General features: G+C 67.1%; 15 protein-coding genes and 1 pseudogene. 9 read left to right on the forward strand and 7 right to left on the reverse strand.

The genetic code is table 11. The annotated features are described in order from the left end of the window. The 5 genes from secD to B8W69_RS26915 all read left to right on the forward strand — a co-directional run. Positions 1 to 708 (forward strand): protein translocase subunit SecD (gene secD / locus B8W69_RS26895; RefSeq protein WP_085292737.1); only part of this gene is annotated, 708 nt, incomplete at its 5' end. Positions 709 to 711: 3 nt separating this feature from the next. After that, positions 712 to 1986 carry a protein translocase subunit SecF gene (gene secF / locus B8W69_RS26900; protein ID WP_085292738.1) on the forward strand — a complete coding sequence of 425 codons (1275 nt, stop codon included), beginning with the start codon at positions 712 to 714 and terminating at the stop codon, positions 1984 to 1986. Between the two features lie 49 nt (positions 1987 to 2035). Beyond that, a complete protein-coding gene (locus tag B8W69_RS26905; RefSeq protein WP_181447497.1) occupies positions 2036 to 3685 on the forward strand; it encodes an ABC transporter substrate-binding protein in 1650 nt (549 codons plus the stop codon). A 7-nt stretch (positions 3686 to 3692) separates the two neighbouring features. Next, a complete protein-coding gene (locus B8W69_RS26910) occupies positions 3693 to 4235 on the forward strand; it encodes an adenine phosphoribosyltransferase (RefSeq protein ID WP_085292740.1) in 543 nt (180 codons plus the stop codon). Positions 4236 to 4322: 87 nt separating this feature from the next. Continuing rightward, complete coding sequence (locus B8W69_RS26915; RefSeq protein WP_085292775.1) at positions 4323 to 6701, forward strand: RelA/SpoT family protein; 2379 nt, start codon at positions 4323 to 4325, stop codon at positions 6699 to 6701. Positions 6702 to 6708: 7 nt separating this feature from the next. Here the strand turns inward: B8W69_RS26915 and B8W69_RS26920 are convergent, their stop codons facing one another. Beyond that, positions 6709 to 8466: a protein kinase domain-containing protein gene (locus B8W69_RS26920; RefSeq protein WP_085292741.1), complete on the reverse strand. Its 1758-nt coding sequence runs from the start codon at positions 8464 to 8466 to the stop codon at positions 6709 to 6711. A 75-nt stretch (positions 8467 to 8541) separates the two neighbouring features. Next, positions 8542 to 9435, reverse strand: coding sequence for a peptidylprolyl isomerase (locus B8W69_RS26925; protein ID WP_085292742.1), 894 nt, complete (start codon positions 9433 to 9435; stop codon positions 8542 to 8544). A 110-nt stretch (positions 9436 to 9545) separates the two neighbouring features. On the opposite strand from B8W69_RS26925, the gene B8W69_RS26930 reads away from it, so the two are divergent. The 4 genes and pseudogenes from B8W69_RS26930 (at position 9546) to B8W69_RS26945 (ending at position 13830) form a co-directional block, all read left to right on the forward strand. Next, positions 9546 to 10202 carry an MBL fold metallo-hydrolase gene (locus B8W69_RS26930; protein ID WP_085292743.1) on the forward strand — a complete coding sequence of 219 codons (657 nt, stop codon included), beginning with the start codon at positions 9546 to 9548 and terminating at the stop codon, positions 10200 to 10202. Positions 10203 to 10205: 3 nt separating this feature from the next. After that, a complete protein-coding gene (gene hisS / locus B8W69_RS26935) occupies positions 10206 to 11486 on the forward strand; it encodes a histidine--tRNA ligase (RefSeq protein ID WP_085292744.1) in 1281 nt (426 codons plus the stop codon). A gap of 32 nt (positions 11487 to 11518) precedes the next feature. Continuing rightward, a pseudogene (locus tag B8W69_RS26940) lies at positions 11519 to 12658 on the forward strand (HNH endonuclease signature motif containing protein); the annotation flags it as partial. Positions 12659 to 12720: 62 nt separating this feature from the next. Then, positions 12721 to 13830, forward strand: coding sequence for a hypothetical protein (locus B8W69_RS26945; protein WP_085292746.1), 1110 nt, complete (start codon positions 12721 to 12723; stop codon positions 13828 to 13830). A gap of 37 nt (positions 13831 to 13867) precedes the next feature. Here B8W69_RS26945 and B8W69_RS26950 read toward each other — a convergent pair whose 3' ends face one another. The 5 genes from B8W69_RS26950 to B8W69_RS26970 form a co-directional block, all read right to left on the reverse strand. After that, positions 13868 to 14719, reverse strand: a complete 852-nt coding sequence (locus tag B8W69_RS26950) for a hypothetical protein (RefSeq protein ID WP_085292747.1) — start codon at positions 14717 to 14719, stop codon at positions 13868 to 13870. Positions 14720 to 14776: 57 nt separating this feature from the next. Next, positions 14777 to 15478: a hypothetical protein gene (locus B8W69_RS26955; protein WP_085292748.1), complete on the reverse strand. Its 702-nt coding sequence runs from the start codon at positions 15476 to 15478 to the stop codon at positions 14777 to 14779. A 620-nt stretch (positions 15479 to 16098) separates the two neighbouring features. Beyond that, a complete protein-coding gene (locus tag B8W69_RS26960) occupies positions 16099 to 16278 on the reverse strand; it encodes a hypothetical protein (protein WP_085292749.1) in 180 nt (59 codons plus the stop codon). Beyond that, complete coding sequence (locus B8W69_RS26965) at positions 16271 to 16507, reverse strand: hypothetical protein (RefSeq protein WP_085292750.1); 237 nt, start codon at positions 16505 to 16507, stop codon at positions 16271 to 16273. The genes B8W69_RS26960 and B8W69_RS26965 overlap by 8 nt, the downstream gene beginning before the upstream one ends. Continuing rightward, positions 16504 to 17721: a phage major capsid protein gene (locus B8W69_RS26970; protein WP_165762706.1), complete on the reverse strand. Its 1218-nt coding sequence runs from the start codon at positions 17719 to 17721 to the stop codon at positions 16504 to 16506. Before B8W69_RS26970 ends, B8W69_RS26965 begins: the two co-directional genes overlap by 4 nt. Positions 17722 to 17939 lie beyond the last annotated feature (218 nt).

Raw genomic sequence — 17939 nt, forward strand, 5'->3', positions numbered from 1 at the left:
GGCGACCCGCCTTTCACCGCGGCGACCGCCAAGCAGCTGGCCAACGTCCTCAAGTACGGCTCGCTGCCGCTGTCGTTCGAGGCGTCGGAGGCCCAAACCGTCTCGGCGACACTGGGATTGACTTCGCTGCGAGCGGGGCTGGTCGCGGGTGCGATCGGCTTGATCCTGGTGCTGCTGTATTCGCTGCTCTATTACCGGGTGCTGGGATTGCTCACGGCCCTGTCGCTGGGTGCTTCCGGCGCAATGGTTTTCGCGATCCTGGTGATCCTGGGCCGCCAAATCAACTACACACTGGATCTGGCCGGCATCGCGGGTCTGATCATCGGTATCGGCACCACCGCCGACTCGTTCGTCGTCTTCTTCGAACGCATCAAGGACGAGATCCGCGAGGGCCGTTCGTTCCGCTCGGCGGTGCCACGAGGCTGGGTGCGGGCCCGCAAGACGATCGTGTCGGGTAACGCCGTCACCTTCCTGGCCGCCGCGGTGCTGTACGCGCTGGCCGTCGGCCAGGTGCGCGGATTCGCCTTCACGTTGGGCCTCACCACGGTCCTCGACATCGTGGTGGTGTTCCTGGTGACCTGGCCGCTGGTATACCTGGCGTCCAAGTCCCCGACGCTGGCAAAGCCGGCCTACAACGGCCTGGGTGCCGTTCAGCAGGTCGCGCGCGAACGCCGGGCTTCGGCGCAGGTCAAGACGGGACGGGGATAACGCATGACTCCCTCCAAAGCCTCCAAAGACGCAACCGAGATCACCGAAACATCGGAAGGCGCAACGGAATTGACCGATAGCGGCGTGGCCGGGCGGCCGCGCCACGGCTTCCTGTCGCGCCTCTACACGGGCACCGGCGCGTTCGAGGTGATCGGCCGGCGCCGGTTGTGGTTCGGCATCAGCGGCGCGATCGTCGCCATCGCCGTCCTGTCCATCCTGTTGCGGGGCTTCACCTTCGGCATCGACTTCAAAGGCGGCACGACGGTGTCGATGCCCGCCGCCGGGCAGGCCGGCACTGTGCAGACCTCGCAGGTGTCAGAGGTGTTCCGCAAGGCCCTCGGCCACGACCCGGAGTCGGTGGTCGTCGTCGGCAACGGCGCGGGCGCGACGGTGCAGATCCGCTCGGAAACGCTGACCAACGACCAGACCACGAAGCTGCGCAACGCCCTGTTCGACGCGTTCCACCCCAAGGGCGCCGACGGTAAGCCCAGCAAGCAGGCCATCAGCGACGCGGCTGTCTCCGAGACCTGGGGCGACCAGATCACCGACAAGGCGCTGACCGCGCTCGCCGTCTTCCTGGTGCTGGTCGGCCTCTACATCATGATCCGCTACGAGCGGTACATGGCCATCTCCGCGCTGACGACCATGGTTTTCGACCTCAGCGTCACCGCCGGCGTGTACTCGCTGGTCGGTTTCGAGGTCACGCCGGCCACCGTCATCGGCTTGCTGACGATTCTCGGTTTCTCCCTCTACGACACCGTCATCGTGTTCGACAAGGTCGAGGAGAACACGCACGGCTTCCAGCACACCACCCGGCGCACCTTCGCCGAGCAGGCCAACCTGGCGATCAACCAGACGTTCATGCGTTCCATCAACACCAGCCTGATCAGCGTGCTTCCGGTGCTGGCGCTGATGGTCGTGGCGGTGTGGCTGCTGGGCGTCGGCACGCTGAAGGACCTGGCGCTGGTGCAGCTGGTCGGCATCCTGGTCGGCACCTACTCGTCGATCTTCTTCGCCACCCCGCTGCTGGTCACGCTGCGCGAGCGCACCGAGCTGGTGCGCACCCACACCCGACGCGTGATGCGGCGGCGCAGCGCCGGCTCGCGCGCCGAGACCGACGCCGGCGACGACGAGGCCGACACCTCCGAAGAGGCGGAAGACGCGGCGCCGGCCGAGCCGTCCAAGTCCGCGCCGAGCAAGCCGGCGCCGGGTGCCCGTCCCGTGCGGCCGACCGGGACCCGTCGTCCCACCGGCAAGCGGAACGTCGGCCGGCGGTAGGCCCGTGGCCATCGGGTACCGGGGAACTGGGGCCGATCGTGGCGCGCTCATCGGCCGTCGGGCCCTCGCGGGGTGGATCGGCGCCGGATTGGCGGTAGTGCTGGCGGCCGGTGTCACGCTGACCGCCTGCGCGGGTAGCGCCGCGTCCCAGATCGACTACGTGGTCGACGGCCCGCTGTCCACCTACAACACCAACACCGTGGCCGGCGCCGCTTCGGCCGGAGCGCAGGCGTTCGCCCGCACGCTCACCGGTTTCAGCTATCACGGCCCGGACGGGCAAACCGTCGCCGACCGCGACTTCGGCACCGTGTCGGTGGTCGGCGGCACGCCGCTGGTGCTGGACTACCAGATCGCCGACAACGCGGTCTACTCCGACGGCAAACCAGTGACCTGCGACGACATCGTGCTCGCCTGGGCGGCTCAGTCCGGCAAGTTCCCCGACTTCCATGCCGCCACCCAGGCCGGCTACCTCGACATCGCCAACGTCGAATGCATGCCCGGGCAAAAGAAGGCCCGAGTGTCCTTCATCCCGGACCGCGGCATCGTCGACTACACCCAGCTGTTCACCGCGACCACGCTGATGCCGTCGCACGTCATCGCCGACCAGCTCAACGTCGACGTGACCGCGGCCCTGCTCAGCAACAACGGGCCGCTGGTGCAGCAGATCGCGAAGCTGTGGAACACCATCTGGGACCTCAAGCCCGGGATCGACCTCAAGCGTTTCCCGTCGTCGGGTCCGTACAAGATCGAATCCGTGCTGGACGGCGGCGCCGTGGTGCTGGTCGCCAACGACCGCTGGTGGGGGCCCAAGGCCATCACGAAGCGGGTCACCGTGTGGTCGCAGGGGCCCGACATCCAGGACCGGGTCAACAGCCGCAGCGTCGACGTCGTCGACGTCGCCGCGGGTTCGTCGGGGGCGCTGACCACGCCGGACAACTACGAGCGCTCGGACGGGCCGTCGGATGGCGTCGAGCAGCTGATCTTCGCCCCACAGGGCCCGCTGGCGGCGCCCAAGGCCCGGCGCGCGGTCGCGCTGTGCACGCCCCGCGATTCGCTGGCAAAGGACGCGGGGACGTCGATCGCCAACTCGCGCCTGGACCCGGCCACCGATGACGCCGTGTCGGCCGCTGACGGGGCCGCCGAGGCCGAACCGTTCCGCAAGGCCGATCCGGTCGCCGCGCGCAACGCGCTGGGCGGTGCGCCCCTGACAGTGCGGATCGGCTATCAGGGGCCCAACGCGCGGCTCGCGGTCAACGTCGGCGTCATCACCAAGGCGTGCGCCGCGGCCGGCGTCACCGTCGCCGGCGTCATCCTGGACGGCCCGGGTCCGCAGGCGCTGCGGGACGGCAAGATCGACGCGTTGCTGGCCAGCACCGGCGGCGCCACCGGCAGCGGGTCGACGGGGTCGTCGGCGCTCGATGCCTACGCCCTGCACACCGGCAACGGCAACAACCTGTCCGGGTACTCGAATCCCCAGGTCGACAACGCAATCAGCGCGCTGGCCGTCTCGGCCGACGCCGCCGAACGAGTCCGGCTGCTGACCGAAACCGCCCCGGTACTGTGGGGCGACATGCCCACCCTGCCGCTGTACCGGCAGCAGCGCACGCTGTTGACCTCGAAGAAGATGTACGCGGTCAGCAAGAACCCGACGCGGTGGGGTGCGGGCTGGAACATGGACCGATGGGCGCTGATCCAGTGAGGCCCCGGTGACGAGCGCCGGCGAGCGGGCGCGGGTCGCCGAGCTGATCGCGTCGCTGACGCGCAAGGTGCCCGATTTCCCCAAGCCCGGTATCCAGTTCAAGGACCTCACCCCGGTGTTCGCGGACGCGACGGCGATGACGGCGATCACCGGCGCGTTGGCTGAGATCGCGTCCGGTGCGGATCTGGTGGCCGGCATCGAGGCCCGGGGCTTTCTGCTGGCCGCGGCCGTCGCCGATCGGCTGCAGACCGGCGTCCTGGCCATTCGCAAGGCCGGCAAGCTGCCGCCGCCGGTACACGCCGAGCGCTACGACCTGGAGTACGGCAGCGCGACGCTGGAAATCCCCGCTGACGGCATGGACCTGCGCGGGCGCAACATCACGATCATCGACGACGTGCTGGCCAGCGGCGGTACCCTGGCCGCGTCGGCGCGGCTGCTCGGGCGCGCCGGGGCCAACGTGATGGCGGCGGCGGTGGTGTTCGAACTCGGCGCGCTGCGCGGCCGGGAAGCGGTCGCGCCGTTGGCGGTACACAGCCTGACTTGCGAGTAGTGCTCTCGCCTCCGGCGACGATGTGCGTGAGGAGGAGCCGGGTAATCGGATCGAGAAGAGATATCCTCGATTTCGGAGGTGACCAACGTGGCGGAGGAAAACAGCGCGGCGCAAGCGCTCGACGCGCCCACTGAAGTCCCAGAGCCGCCGGCCATCACGCAGCCGATGGAGGCTCCGGAGCCACCGACCGAATCCCTCAAAACGTCCAGCAGCGCGTCGCGTCGGGTCCGGGCCAGGCTGGCCCGGCGGATGACCGCTCAGCGCAGCACGCTCAACCCGGTGCTGGAACCGCTGGTGGCGGTGCACCGGGAGATCTACCCGAAGGCGAACGTGTCGCTGCTGCAGCGCGCCTTCGAGGTCGCCGACCAGCGGCACGCCAGCCAGCTACGCCATTCCGGTGACCCCTACATCACCCACCCGCTGGCCGTCGCGACCATTCTGGCCGAATTGGGCATGGACACCACGACTTTGGTGGCCGCGCTGCTGCACGACACGGTCGAGGACACCGGGTACACCCTGGACGCGTTGAGCGAGGAATTCGGTGAAGAGGTGGGCCATCTGGTCGATGGCGTCACCAAACTGGACCGGGTGGTGCTGGGCAGCGCCGCCGAGGGCGAGACCATCCGCAAGATGATCACCGCGATGGCCCGCGACCCGCGCGTGCTGGTGATCAAGGTCGCCGACCGGCTGCACAACATGCGCACCATGCGGTTCCTGCCGCCGGAGAAGCAGGCGCGCAAAGCCCGCGAGACGCTGGAAGTCATTGCGCCCCTTGCGCATCGGCTGGGTATGGCCAGCGTCAAGTGGGAACTGGAAGACCTGTCGTTCGCCATCCTGCATCCCAAGAAGTACGAGGAGATCGTGCGGCTGGTCGCCGGGCGCGCGCCGTCGCGGGACACCTACCTGGCCAAGGTGCGCGCCGAGATCGTCAACACCCTGGGCGCCTCGAAGATCAAGGCGACGGTGGAGGGCCGCCCCAAGCACTACTGGTCCATCTACCAGAAGATGATCGTCAAGGGCCGCGACTTCGACGACATCCACGACCTGGTCGGCATCCGCATCCTGTGCGACGAGATCCGCGACTGCTATGCCGCTGTCGGCGTGGTGCACTCGCTGTGGCAGCCGATGGCGGGGCGGTTCAAGGATTACATCGCCCAGCCGCGGTACGGCGTCTACCAGTCGCTGCACACCACCGTGGTGGGGCCGGAGGGCAAGCCGCTGGAGGTGCAGATCCGCACCCGCGACATGCACCGCACGGCCGAATACGGCATCGCCGCGCACTGGCGCTACAAGGAGGCTAAGGGGCGCAACGGCCTTCCGCATCCGCACGCCGCCGCCGAGATCGACGACATGGCCTGGATGCGCCAGTTGCTCGACTGGCAACGGGAGGCCGCGGACCCGGGCGAGTTCCTCGAGTCCCTGCGCTACGACCTTGCGGTACAAGAGATCTTCGTGTTCACCCCCAAGGGCGACGTGATCACCCTGCCCAACGGTTCAACGCCGGTGGACTTCGCGTATGCGGTGCACACCGAGGTCGGGCACCGCTGCATCGGCGCCCGGGTGAACGGGCGGCTGGTGGCGCTGGAGCGCAAGCTGGAAAACGGGGAAGTCGTCGAGGTTTTCACCTCCAAGGCGGCCAACGCCGGGCCGTCGCGGGACTGGCAGCAGTTCGTGGTCTCGCCACGCGCCAAGGCCAAGATCCGGCAGTGGTTCGCCAAGGAGCGCCGCGAGGAGGCGCTCGAATCCGGCAAGGACGCCATGGCCCGCGAGGTGCGTCGCGGCGGACTTCCGTTGCAGCGCTTGGTCAATGGCGAGACGCTGGCGGCGGTGGCGCGCGAGCTGCACTACGCCGACGTGTCCGCGCTCTACACGGCGATCGGTGAGGGGCATGTGTCGGCCCGGCACGTCGTGCAACGACTGCTGGCCGAACTCGGCGGCATCGACCAGGCGGAGGAGGACCTCGCCGAACGGTCCACGCCGACAACGATGTTGCGCCGCCCGCGCAGCAGCGACGACGTCGGCGTGTCGGTCCCCGGCGCCCCCGGCGTGCTGACCAAGCTGGCGAAATGCTGCACCCCGGTGCCCGGCGACCAGATCATGGGGTTCGTCACCCGCGGCGGCGGGGTGAGCGTGCACCGCACCGACTGCACCAACGCGGCCTCGCTGAAGCAGCAGTCCGAGCGCATCATCGAAGTGCACTGGGCGCCGTCGCCGTCGTCGGTGTTCCTGGTGGCCATCCAGGTCGAGGCGCTCGACCGGCACCGGCTGCTGTCGGACGTCACGCGGGTGCTGGCCGACGAGAAGGTCAACATCCTGTCCGCGTCGGTCACCACGTCCGGTGACCGAGTTGCGATCAGCCGCTTCACCTTTGAGATGGGCGACCCCAAACATCTCGGTCATCTGCTCAACGTCGTGCGCAACGTCGAAGGCGTCTACGACGTCTACCGCGTCACGTCCGCGGCGTGAAGCCGCCCTAGCTCAGTCGCACCGAGGTGATCTTGACCGGGTTGGTGGGCGCGCCGCTCTGACGATTGCCGGCGATGCCGGCCCGGGCGATCTTGTCCAGGGTCTCCAGCCCGGCCTGGTCGATGGTGCCCAGCACCGTGCTCTGCGGCTCCATCTCGGAATCCTTGTAGATCAAGGCGAATTGGCTGCCGTTGGTGTTGGGTCCCTCGGTGGCCATCACGATGGTGCCGCGCGGGTACACCACCGTCGCGCGCAGCGCGGGATCGTCGGGCTTGTATTGGTCCGTGGGGTACTCGTCACCGAATTCGTAACCGGGACCGCCCGAGCCGTCCACCTCGGGTCCGCCACACAACAGCGATCCGCCGTCTTGGGAGCTGATCAGCCGGGCGCACTGGGTGTTGTCGAAGAATTGCTGCTTGGCCAGGCTGATGAAGCTGTTCACCGTGCACGGGGACTCGGAATTGGCGAGCTGAATGGGGATGTCGCCGAAGTTGGTGGAGATGACCGCACCGATCTGCGGGGGAGTGGTGGACACCCGGCCCGACTGCGGCGGGTTCACCGGCCGGGTGACCGGGTCCGGCACCGAACGGTATTGGCAGTTGGCGCCCAGATCGGCCGGCGGCGCGAACGCCGGCAACGGCGACACCGTCGCCGACGCACTGGAACCGGGGTTGGATCCGGTCCTGCCGGGCGCCCGCAGCCGGGGCTGGCTGGACGATCCTGCGCTGTCGGCCGAACCGTGACTCTGGGTCACCAGCGCGATGACCAGAGCCGCCACCGCGGCCAGCGCCAGCGCCGATGCGCCGACGATGCCGACCAGCAAACGCCGCGAATGCGTTGGGCGGCCGGGCTGCAACGGCGGATCGGCTTTGCCGCCCGGCCGGGGCGCCGCGGGCCCCGGCGGTGCCGCTCCCGGAGGTCCCGACGCGGTAGCCGTGCCACCGCCGACCAGCACCGCTCTGGCGGCCTCGGCGAGCTCGATTGCCGTCTGATACCGCTGTTCTGGGTCCTTGGCCATGCCGCGGGCGACAACAGCGTCGAAGCCCGGGGGGACACCGGGTGCGGTCGCGGACGGTCGCGGCGGCGGGGCGTTCAGGTGCGCGTTGAGCTGTTCTTCGAGGCTCTCTCCCGCGTAGGGGCGCTTGCCGGTCAGGCACTCGTGTAAGACGCAGGCCAGCGAGTAGACGTCGGCACGGTGATCGGTTTTGCCCTTGAAGCGCTCGGGCGCCATGTACGCGACGGTGCCCATGGTGGCACCGGTCTGAGTGAGTTGAGTGTCGGCCTCCGTGCGGGCAAGACCGAAATCGATCAGATAGACGAAATTGTGTGCGCTGGTGATCAAGATGTTCATCGGTTTGATGTCGCGGTGGATCAACCCCGCCTGGCGGGCGCTGTCCAGCGCCGCCGCTACCTGCTCGATCACCGCGACCGTTTGCTCGGGGCTGAGTCGGTCGCCGTTTTCGTTGATGTACTGCGACAAGTGGCGGCCCTCGATCAGCCGCATGTCGACATAGAGCCGACCGTCGAGCTCGCCAAAACCGTGGATGGGCACCACGTGCGGGTCGTTCAGGGCCGCCGCTACGCGGGCCTCTCGGCGGAAACGCTGCTGAAAGTCTTGATCTTCAGCCAGATGCGGCGGAAGCACTTTCAGAGCGACTACCCGGTCCGTGGTTGTGTCGTAGGCACGGTATACGCGTCCCATCCCGCCGCGCCCCAACAAATCCAATATTCGGTAATGACCGAATGAGTCCGGATCCAGATTCACCCAACGACCATAAGCTCTCGGCGGTGCGCGTCGGGCGAATCCCGCCGATCAGAGGGAGTTTCGCGTCGATCCGGCCTAGTCGAGCGCTACCGAGGTGATGGTCACCTCGGTGGCGGGAGCGCCGTCTTCACCGCCGCCGGCGACGCCGGCTTTGGCGATCTTGTCCAGGGTGGCCAGCCCGTCGGCCTGGATGGTGCCGAAGACGGTGTATTGCGGCGGCAACTGGGAGTCCTTGTACACCAAGAAGAATTGGCTGCCGTTGGTACCGGGCCCGGCGTTCGCCATGGCCAGGGTGCCGCGCGGATAGACGACGGGCTCCTGCGCCTTGGGGTCGTTCGGCGGGAACTGGTCGGTCGGGTATTCGTTGGCGAATTGATAGCCCGGGCCGCCGGTGCCGTCGCCCTTCGGGTCGCCGCACTGCAGGACGCCCAGGCCCTGCGAGGTGGTCAGCCGGTGGCACTTGGTGTTGTCGAAGTATTTCTGGCCGGCCAGGCTCGCGAAACTGTTGACGGTGCAAGGTGATTCGTTGTTCGCCAGCATCAGGCCGATGTGGCCCTGGTTGGTCACCATGCTGGCGCTCACCTGGGCGGGATCGGTGGGCACCTTGCCGGTCCGGGGCGGCTTGACCGGCTTGGCCGCCGGCTCCGGTGAGGCCGGGTACTGACAGTTGGCGCCCACGTTGGCCGACGGCTTGAACGGCGGCAGTGGCGGAACCTGACCCGGCTGGCCGGGAGCCGTCGTCTCCGGCGAGCTGCGGCTGGTGGTCGTCGACGCCGCGGTGTTGCTCTTGTGGTCGTCGTGCTTGGTGTTGACGATCGTGATCGCCACCGCCGCGATCACGGCCACGGCCACGATCGAGGCGGCCGCAATCAGCACCATCCGGCGCGTCTTGGCTTGCTTCGCGCGCCGCTCCAGCTGCCGTTCGAGCTTGCGCTTGGCGTTGGCACGTCGCTGTTCGTTGGTCGGCACGGCCGCTATGCCTCCATGATTGGATCGGAGCCCCTGGGGAGAGGTGCCAGCTCAGGCTAATGTGGGCGCCGCGACTCGTGTCAAGTGGGGCCCATGGGAAACTGGGAACCGTGTTGATCACCGGATTTCCCGCCGGCATGTTGCAGTGCAACTGCTATGTGCTGGCCGAGCGGCCAGGAACGGACGCCGTCATCGTGGATCCGGGCCAGCGGGCGATGGGCCCGCTGCGAAACATCCTGGACAAGAACCGGCTGACGCCGGCCGCGGTACTGCTGACCCACGGGCACATCGACCACATGTGGTCGGCGCAGAAGGTGTCCGACGCCTACGGTTGCCCGACCTACATCCACCCCGAGGACAGGTTCATGCTGACCGACCCGATCTACGGCCTGGGCCCGCGCCTGGCGCAGATGGTGGCGGGCGCCTTCTGGCGGGAGCCCAAGCAGGTCGTCGAGCTGGACCGCGACGGCGACAAGCTGGACCTGGGCAGTGTGACCGTCAACGTAGACCACACGCCCGGACACACCCGCGGGTCGGTGGTGTTCCGGGTCGCCGGGGACGAGGACGTCGTGTTCACCGGTGACACGCTCTTCGAACGCGCGGTGGGCCGCACCGACCTGTTCGGCGGCAGCGGCCGCGACCTGCTGACCTCGATCGTCGACAAACTCCTGGTGCTCGACGACAAGACCGTGGTGCTGCCGGGGCACGGCAACTCCACCACCATCGGCGCCGAGCGGCGCCTCAACCCGTTCCTCGAAGGCCTGTAGCCCGTGAGCGAGTTCTCCGCGTTTTCGTCGTTTTCTGGGCCCAAGGGCGTGCCGGACTACGTCCCGCCGGATTCGGCCCAGTTCGTCGCGGTACGCGACGGCCTGCTCGGCGCGGCCCGCCTGGCCGGCTACGGCGATATCGAGTTGCCCATCTTCGAAGACACCGCCCTGTTCGCCCGCGGCGTCGGCGAATCCACCGACGTGGTGTCCAAAGAGATGTACACGTTTGCCGACCGTGGCGATCGTTCGGTGACGCTGCGGCCCGAGGGCACCGCGGGCGTGGTGCGCGCGGTCATTGAGCACGGCCTTGACCGCGGCGCGTTGCCGGTCAAACTCTGTTACGCGGGGCCGTTTTTCCGCTATGAACGTCCGCAGGCCGGCCGCTATCGCCAGCTGCAGCAGGTCGGCGTGGAGGCGATCGGCGTCGACGACCCGGCTCTGGATGCCGAGGTGATCGCGATCGCCGACGCTGGCTTCCGCTCCCTCGGGCTGGACGGATTCCGCCTGGAGATCACCTCGCTGGGCGACGACAGCTGCCGGCCGCAGTACCGGGAACTGTTGCAGGACTTCCTGTTTGCGCTCGACCTGGACGAGGAGACGCGACGGCGGGCGCAGATCAACCCGCTGCGGGTGCTCGACGACAAGCGGCCCGAGGTGCGCGCCATGACGGCCGACGCTCCGGTGCTGCTCGATCACCTGTCCGATGCGGCCAAGCAGCACTTCGACACCGTGTTGGCGCATCTGGATGCGATGGGGGTGCCCTACGTCATCAACCCCCGCATGGTGCGCGGGCTGGACTACTACACCCAGACCACGTTCGAGTTCGTGCACGACGGCCTGGGCGCGCAGTCCGGTATCGGCGGCGGTGGCCGCTACGACGGCCTGATGCGCCAGCTCGGCGGACAAGACCTGTCCGGCATCGGGTTTGGGCTCGGCGTGGACCGCACGTTGCTGGCGCTGCGCGCGGAGGGCAAGAGCGTGGGGGAGACCGCGCGGTGCGAGGTGTTCGGCGTGCCGCTGAGCGAGCAGGCCAAGCTGCGGCTGGCGGTGCTGGCCGCGCAGTTGCGCGCCGGCGGCGTGGGCGTCGACCTGGCCTACGGCGACCGCGGGCTCAAGGGCGCGATGCGCGCCGCCGACCGTTCCGGGGCCCGGATCGCGCTGGTCCTCGGCGACCGCGACATCGAGGCCGGCACCATCGGGGTGAAGGATCTCGGGACCGGGGAGCAGGTCCCCGTCGCGCTGGATTCCGTTGTCGCCCAGGTGTTCGAGCGGCTCGGCCGCTGAGGTTGTCGCCCGCGACTGGTAAACTCGAACACATGTTCGAAGAGGTCCGGGCTCAGTTCAACGAGGAGTTCGAGCGTTGCTATCCGTCGACGACGCGGGCGTCGGCGGGTCTGCTAGAGCGGATCGGGGTCGCCGCGCGGGCGGAAAATCGGGCTGCTGCCGCACAGTTGGCAGCCATTGCCGAATTGTTTTCTTACCGGCTGTCACGGTGTTCGGAGACCGAGGAGTGGGCCGTCGACACGGAGGCGGCGGTGAGTGCGGAGGTGGCCGCCGAGTTGCGGATTGGCCAGGGACTGGCCGGGAGTCGCGTGCGCTATTCCCGCGCGATGCGCGAGCGGCTCCCGAAAGTGGGTGCGGTCTTCGCGGCCGGCGATATCGACTACCGAATGTTTCAGACGATCGTGTTCCGCACCGATCTGATCACCAACCCCGACGTGTTGAGCGCCGTGGACGCCGCGCTGGCCGCCAAGGTCACCAGGTGGCCTTCATTGAGCCAGGGCCGGTTGGCCGCGCAGGTGGACAAGATCGTCGCGCAGGCCGACGCGGACGCGGTACGCCGCCGCAAGGAGCGCATGGCCGATCGCGAGATCTGGATCGCCGATGCGGGCGACGGCATGTCGCATATCGAAGGCAGCCTGATGAGTCCGGACGCGCATGCGTTGGATAAGCGGTTGAATGCGTTGGCGGCCACGGTGTGTGAGCATGATCCGCGCACCCGTGAGCAGCGCCGCGCTGACGCGTTGGGGGCGCTGGCGGCCGACGCAGATCGATTGGGGTGTCGGTGCGGGCGATCGGATTGCGCGGCCGGCAAACGACCCGCAGCGGGCCCGGTGGTGATTCATGTGATCGCCGAGCAGGCCGCGCTGGATGGCCACGCTTCAACGGCAGTCGCTCAGATAGGTGCTGAAGGCTTGGTCCCGCCGGAGTTGCTCGCCGAGTTGGCCGCCTCGGCCAAGCTGGCGCCACTGGTTCATCCCGGGGATGCGCCGCCGGAGCCCGGTTATGCGCCGTCCAAGGCGCTGGCCGATTTCGTACGCTGCCGTGATCTGACGTGTCGTTGGCCGGGCTGCGACCGCCCGGCCACGGACTGCGACCTCGACCATACGATCCCGTACGCCGACGGCGGCCCCACGCACGCGTCGAATCTCAAGTGTTATTGCCGCACACATCACCGGAACGCCAAAGTACGTTTCATCGACCAGGGCGAACAGGCCGCCCCGATAGCCTGCTAACCATGGCGACAGAAGCGACCATCGAGCGGTGGGATCACGTCCTTGACGAGGTTGAGAAGACCCGTAAGGGTTCCCCGTTTATCAACCTGTTGGTGCCTGGGTATAAGCAGCTTGACCAAGGTTTCCGCTTAACCGTCAATGCGATCACCAGGGCGTTCCGCGACGCCTGGCAGACGGATCGTCCAGCCGACGGGTCGGCGCTCTTCGAAGTTCTCGAACCGGTCGCCGCGGTCATCGACGACTGGGATTTCACGCAATCCGCCGAACCCCAGGTCGATGAGTTCATGGGCGTGGTCGCTGAGGCACGGCGCAGGCTCGCCGAGGACGACCTCAGCCAACCGACCGCCGAGGAGGTGGTGGCGGATTTGGAGACCCTGCTCAAGGTGTCGGTCTTGGTTGCGCGCGTTGGTCACCAGGGCGCTCTGGCGATCGCGGACGCGGAGCGACAGGGTCGGAACCAGTCGGTGAATAGGGCGACCGACCGACCGGCGACCTACCTCGACCTCAACACGATGCGTTGGGGTGACCAGCCTTCCAAGACGACTCTGCCGTTGTCGGTGTTCGTGTCGATGGTCACGCCCCGCATGGCGACGTTCGCAGAAGCCATGAAGCAACCGGTCGAGGATCAACCGGAGATCATGAAGCGGTTCGCGGCGCAATGGGTGGTGCACGTATACACCGAGTGGGAAGAGCACTATCGCCCCGCGCTCGCCGCGGCACTGGGCTGTGACGTTGAAGCGGTCCGCAGCGACTACTTCGCCGACCTGAAGCGGATGCGCCAAGACTACGTCCACAAGATGCGCGGCATCTCCCGCAATTCTGCCAAGAACAAGGTGCTGAAGTGGTATGCGAAGGGAGACAACATGATTCCCACTCAAGCTAACTACGAGCAGCTGCTAGCCGATTTCCCCAAAGAGGAACTGCTTCAACCGAAACCGGTGCCGCCCGTGCAGCGCAAACCCATTCCGGCCAACGCGACGCCCGACCTGGTGCGCAGATTCGAAGAAACGGCCGATCGCATTGGTATCGCCAAGGACGAGGCCGTTGACCAGATGTTGTCCGCGTGGATCGCGGCAAATCCAGACACCGACGCAAATGACAATTCCGTTTAGCACAACAACAACTTTGGGGTAATACGCCCGCCGGTGATTAAGGTGCCGCCGACGACAATGCGACCAGCCTGCGCACCGCCTCCTCGACCGCAGGCAGCCCACGAAATGCGGCATCCAGCAGCCGGTTTTGATCGCCCTTCTGGATGACCTTCCACCGACCCGTACCAGGGTCGGTGCCCGTTATCTCCCTGCCGGGTAGGGCGGCCCAGGGACGCGCATGCGCGAAGCCGCTCATCGACTGCCAGGTGTTGAGAAGCGTGATCGCCGGGTTATAGCTGCCCGTAGCGCCCGCAGGTATGACGGTGCCAGCGAGCTTCACCATGTCGGTATCTGTGGTGCAGTGCTGGGCGAAGGTTCGGCGCGTGAACGGCTTCGTCGGGTTGAGCAGCGTATTGGCCTGTTCGACGATCCAGTCCTGTCGCCTTCCCATTTCGTCAGCCCACTCCTGGTGGCCTTCGCCGTGGAGGTCCTGGTTCTGCGGGAAGGTCCTGACCGTATCAACCCATGCCACTTCGGACCTGATGTCCCTGAAGCTGAATTCGAGTGCGCGGACTCGTCGTTCATCGCGCGTGCTCCCGCTCAGCAGCCACAACGCCGTCGCACCCGCGGTGATTGCCGTTCGAATCAGTGAGAACTGCGCATAGGGAAACGGCTCCTCGCGGTTCCGCAGCGACCAACTCAAGAACCGGAGATGGTCGAGTGCGGTGAGCAAGCACTGAACGACGTCTTGATGGAAGGTGCGGTAGATCGGGTGTAGGTAGGCGTCATCAGCCGCGATCTCGGACGTGGCCGCGACCTCCAACTCGAGCACCCTCTCCAACGCAAGCCGAACACGGTTTTCTAACCAGCCATAACCATCCTCGACCGTCGGCTCGTCGCCATTCGACACGGTGCAGACGATAGCGCGAAAATTGCGGTGCGCTACGAGATTTGCCGCTACCGCGCGCTAGGGCTGCGGCGTTAGCATTACCGCCAGGTCGAGGAAGATCATGAAGTTGTTCACGGCCTGCCAGGTGAACGGATAGGCACCTGGTGTACTGCTTGCCTTCTCAAAGTCGTTGCGGATTAGCTCGAGGTCCTGCTCGACGGCCGGACGCGAGTCGGCGACCACCCCAACAAACCGCCCGTTCGTCAGCCTCATGTGCCCGACCTCGCCGACGTGGTCAGTCAAGGTGAGCGTGGAACCCCCGCCCTCGCCGACCACCACATAAAACTTGAGGTGTTCAGGCGACGGCGGCGCGGGGAACCATTGGATCGTCTCGCGGTTTCTCAACCGTTTCTCGGTGAATTGGCCGAAGGTGGTCGACGGAGTCAGGATCACCGCGGCCTGTCGCCAGCCAGGAGCAAACTCGGGCGCTTCGGCCATGCGGTAGATCTCCCGCTTATCAGCGAAACCGCCCTGCTGCGAAAACTCTGTTGTGAATGCCAGACGAGATGCCGCGTCACGCCCCCGAGCGTCAGCCTGATGGAGGCTCAGTTTGATCTGAGGTCGCGTCTGGCGATTGCTGATGTAGATCTCGTCCAGGCCCTGCTGGTTAGAGTGGCCCGTTACCGTCCATGTCAGTGAACGCAAGCCGTTAGAGTCGCCAGCAGCGAAATGAAAGGTGCCGGGCGCATCGAGTTCGATCGGCTTAGGTGGCATCAACACGCCGCCCAGGATAAGCGCGCTGCGACCTCGGGATCTGCACCACCACGGGCTGAGGAACCCGGGCCGCGGCGTTCACATTCAACGTAAACAGCGCCCCTCCCAGGCCCCAAAGCTAAACCGGTCCAGACAGTTCCCCACCAGGCCGTTCCCGGCCAAATCGAAGCATTTTCGGCACTGAAGCGTCGTTCAGGGTGTGCGGGGGTAGAAGTCACCTTTCCGGGCGGTCAGGCAAATTTGACCCCCCCTTCAACATTTCGACCGGGCATGGGGGTGGTCGGATGGTCGGACGGGGTAGCTGTCCTTCGTCGGGACGGCCCGACCGTCGCTGGATGGGTGGTGAACTGCTGACCGTCCGCTGCGGATGGGTGGTACCCGAGGGGGATTGGCGGCGGGGATCGCTATGGGAACCGTCCGCGCGCTGGCGCTGGTGGTCCGTGCCGAGCAGCGTTGCAAATAACCAAAAACGCCACTTGTTCGATGCTGTTACAGGGTGCTGCTCGGCACGGACGTCTGTGATGGGAAATCAGGCAGGGGCCGGCGGCGTCGCGTGGATCGGGCACACGACGCCGCCGCCCTCTCGCCGGTCGCGTGTCCGGTCGCGAACGGCAAGCTCATCGGCATCAGCGGCGTCTGCTGAGCAGCTGGGTGGCGTTGGCCAGCGTCGACCGGCCAGCGGTGATCGCCGCCGGCTCGCTGGCGTAAGGGCTCACGCTGTCGCGCTGCTGGCCGGTGCGCGGATCGGTGCACCGCCAGCGCCAGACGTCGCCCTCGGCGTACGCCGAGGGCGACTCGTCAGGCATCGCTGGATCGCCGCTGACGCTTCGGTTTCGGCTTGGCCTCGGGCTGGCTGGCCTGGTCGCCGTCCTCGGCGTCGGGCTCGTCGACCAGGTCGACGTAGCCGAACTTGACCCACTCGGCCGCGACGGTCGCCGGGACCTCCGCGGTGTCACCAGGCCAATAGCTGACCCCGGCGTGGGTGACCTTGACCGGGTGTCGGACAACGACTGTCGTCGTCTTGGCGGCGCTCATGCTGTCGGCAATCCGGTGATGTGGCAGACCGCGGCGGGACGCTCGACGGCCAGGTTAAAACGCTGCTCACCCACGAAGCGCACCACGTTGTCGGTGAAGTCGGTGCCCGAGTAGCCCATCAGCAGCGACAGGCCGTCGCGCCAGTACACGCGTCCGAACTTCGTCGTGTCGATCAGCAAACCGTCGCCCGCGGTGAACTGGGTGGTGGTCAGCACCGGCACTCCCCACACCGAATTCGCTTCGTCGGCGGTCGGATCGGGCGAGGTCAGGTAGCGGCCCAGCTGGTCCTTCTGCCGGCGGATCGCCGACCAGGTGTTCGGGTGGAACACCGCGATCCGCGGCTCGGCCAGCGCCGCGCCGGTCCGCAGCTGCGCGATCGCCAGCTCGATGTCATCCAACGGCGTGATCGGCGTGGTGCCCTGACCGGCGACGTGCGTCAAGATGCCGCTGACTGACGTGAACCCGGTCAGCTCACCGTCCGCACCCGACCCGAGCAGCAGCTGTGCGTTCTCGACGTCGTAAATCTGGCGGGCCAGCTCGCCGGTCGTGTACTGCTGCCACGAATCGAAGTCCTGCAACGACTCCCAGCTGGTGCCGATGTGCGCGGCCAGCTTCAACATCGGCAACAGGACCTTGTCGGTGTTAAAGGTCAGCTCTGGTTTGGGCTGACCCTCGCCGACCATCGCAGCCGCACCCGTCGTCGAGTAGTGCCTTAGATACTCGACGAACGGTGAATCGGTCGGCGCGATCGGCAACCGGCTCAAAAGCCGGTTCTCGTGCTGCGGCCCGACGATGCTCGGCGACAGATACGGAGGCAGCAGCGGGTCAACCGTGGAGAACGCGCGCTGCTCCAAGCGATACGACTGGCGCTGGGACAGCACCTGGTGCGCGCGGCGCAACTCGTCGACGTCGAACGCGATCGGCGCGATGTGACCGAGGGTCGGGGCAGCGCCGGTCGCGTTGGCGGTGGCCTTGCGTACGGCGTCGGCGTCGCGGTCGCCGCGACCGGAACGCTTGATCTCGTCTTGCAGGTCGGCGATCCGCTCATCCAGGCTGTCGATCGCGGTGGTGAATTGGCGGAACTGGCGGGTTTCGCGCTCGTCGAGTTCGTCGCGGCCATCGGCCTCAGCGCGGCGCACCAGGGCGTCGCGGTGGGAAGCCTGGTCGGCGCGCAGCTGGGTCAGGCGGGAAAGTTGCGCGTTCAGCGCAGACATGGGAATTCCTCTCGGCAGGCGTCGCAAAGGCATCACAAGCGTTGTCGCGCAACGCAATACATCAGTGTGTGGGTTCGCCGTCCACGGTGTGCCACCGGCTTGCGGCCAGGCGCTCTTGCCAGGAGCCCTGTGTGGAAGCGGGCGCGCCGTGCGGGCCAGGCGTAGATGCCTGGGGCGGATTTCCACCACTCTGCTGCCACCCGTTCCCCAACGCCGCT

The sequence above is a fragment of the Mycolicibacterium vulneris genome, assembly GCF_002104765.1.
Lineage (GTDB): Bacteria > Actinomycetota > Actinomycetes > Mycobacteriales > Mycobacteriaceae > Mycobacterium > Mycobacterium vulneris.